The organism is Nocardia tenerifensis NBRC 101015 (assembly GCF_000308715.1).
Classification (GTDB): domain Bacteria; phylum Actinomycetota; class Actinomycetes; order Mycobacteriales; family Mycobacteriaceae; genus Nocardia; species Nocardia tenerifensis.
Window position 1 is genome coordinate 1 of sequence record NZ_BAGH01000471.1, and the last position, 1887, is coordinate 1887.

A 1887-nucleotide genomic window follows, 5' to 3' on the forward strand; every position below is an offset into this window, starting at 1 on the left:
CTCGGCTGGCGCGGCGCGCGGTGGTGGCGGCGCGGCGTCGCGGTGCTCGCGATTCCATTGGCACTGCTCAGCACCGGCGTGGTGCTGAATCAATGGGTCGGCTACTACCCGACCGTGCAGTCCGCGTGGGGCGCGTTCACCGCCGGCCCGCTGCCGCAGCAGACCGATCTCGACGCGCTGGACGGATTGCGCGGCACCGACGTGTCGACCGGCAAGATCGTGCCGGTCCGAATCCCCGACTCCGGCAGCGGTTTTCCGCATCGCACCGAGTACGTGTATCTGCCGCCCGCGTGGTTCGCCGGGCCCGCGCCGCCGACCCTGCCCGTCGTGATGATGATCGGCGGCGAGTTCAACACGCCCGCCGACTGGATCCGCAGCGGGCAGATCATGCCCGCCGTCGACCGGTTCACCGCGGCCGACGGCGGACGCGCGCCGATCCTCGTCTTCGTCGACTCCAGCGGCAGTTTCAACAACGACACCGAATGCGTGAACGGCCCGCGCGGCGACGCCGCCGACCATCTGACCCGGGACGTGCCGAGCTACCTGGAGTCCCGCTTCGCCGCCGCCGCCGATCCCGCGCGGTGGGCGGTGGTCGGCTGGTCCATGGGCGGCACCTGCGCCGTCGACCTGGCCGTCATGCATCCGGAATTGTTCGGCACCTTCGTCGACATCGCGGGCGACCTCGGCCCCGTCTCCGGCACCAAGGACCAGACCATCGCCCGCCTCTTCGGTGGCGACGCCGACCGGTGGGCCGCCTTCGACCCGCTCACCGTCATGGCGAAACACGGCCCCTACACCGGTACCGCAGGCCTTTTCGACGACCTCACCCCACCGCACCGCCCGCAGACCGGCGCCGCGCCCCGCCTTCACCGCCCCGCCGAGGACGACGACACCGCCGGGCTCGGCGGCCACGACGGAGTCCAGGACACCAGCGAAGTCGGCGCGGCCGAAAAGCTTTGCGCACAAGGGCGAGAGGTCGGCATCGACTGCACCATCCACACCACCGAGGGCGGGCACACCTGGCAGTTCGCCGCGGCCGCCTTCACCTCGTCCTTCCCCTGGATAGTCGCCCGACTCGGATTGCCCACGCCCAGTGGGTGATACGGCAGTTCACCGCGTCGATCCGCACCGCGCGGATTTCTCGTGGGGGCGCCGCGCGGACCGCTCAGCTACAACGCCTCTCGCAACGAGTCGCAGTGGGAGTAGCTAGCGGCACCGCCTCAACCGTCACGGGCCGCACCCGGCGCCTACCCACCGAACGGACAGTCGGTCCCCGCGCCCCTCCCAGCAGAGCCCAGTCTCAGCTCGCCGCTGCCAACACCCGCCACACTTTCCGGGAACGCGAACGGACCTGCGGAGCCGCGCATTCGATCCGCCGGCGCGCTTCCTGAGCACTGATTCGCAGCAGATCGGTCAACAACTCGACGGTGTCCGGATAGCCGGTGTCCGCGGCGAGCCCGCGCCGCTCGGCCTCGGCGACGGCCGCGCGCATCGCGCCATCCAGTCGCCTCCGACGGCGTTCGACCTCGACGAGGGTGCGCAGCAAGTCCACATCGGCCAGGTCCGACCATCCCGCTGCTGAAGCATCCGGCGCAAGCGCAGTCGAATGTATGTTCACGCGAGGCAGCTTACCGCAAGATAGAACATATGTTCGATGATTCGCCGCTCGGTGCGTCATCATTCTCGGCGGCGGCTCCACGTTCACGCGGCAGGTCCGTGGATAGACCTTTCGATCGGATCGCGCGGTCCGTGGCCGGCCAGCCACCGACTGCTTGGGCGAAGCGGGGTAGCTGACGGAGTGGGCTGTGGGGTTCGACTTCCATGGGCTGGGCACTGTCGCCGCTGACGCAAACGTTCCGACACGCGCGCCCGGCGGCAGGACGGCGC

General features: G+C 70.0%; 2 protein-coding genes. One reads left to right on the top strand and one right to left on the bottom strand.

Going from position 1 to position 1887, the window contains the following annotated elements; all coding sequences use genetic code 11:
* On the top strand, positions 1-1101 hold a 1101-nt coding region (locus tag ON39_RS34080; RefSeq protein WP_040740401.1), incomplete at its 5' end, for an alpha/beta hydrolase.
* A 199-nt stretch (positions 1102-1300) separates the two neighbouring features.
* Here ON39_RS34080 and ON39_RS34085 read toward each other — a convergent pair.
* Positions 1301-1546, bottom strand: a complete 246-nt coding sequence (locus ON39_RS34085) for a DUF222 domain-containing protein (RefSeq protein ID WP_246003138.1) — start codon at positions 1544-1546, stop codon at positions 1301-1303.
* Positions 1547-1887: the final 341 nt, after the last annotated feature.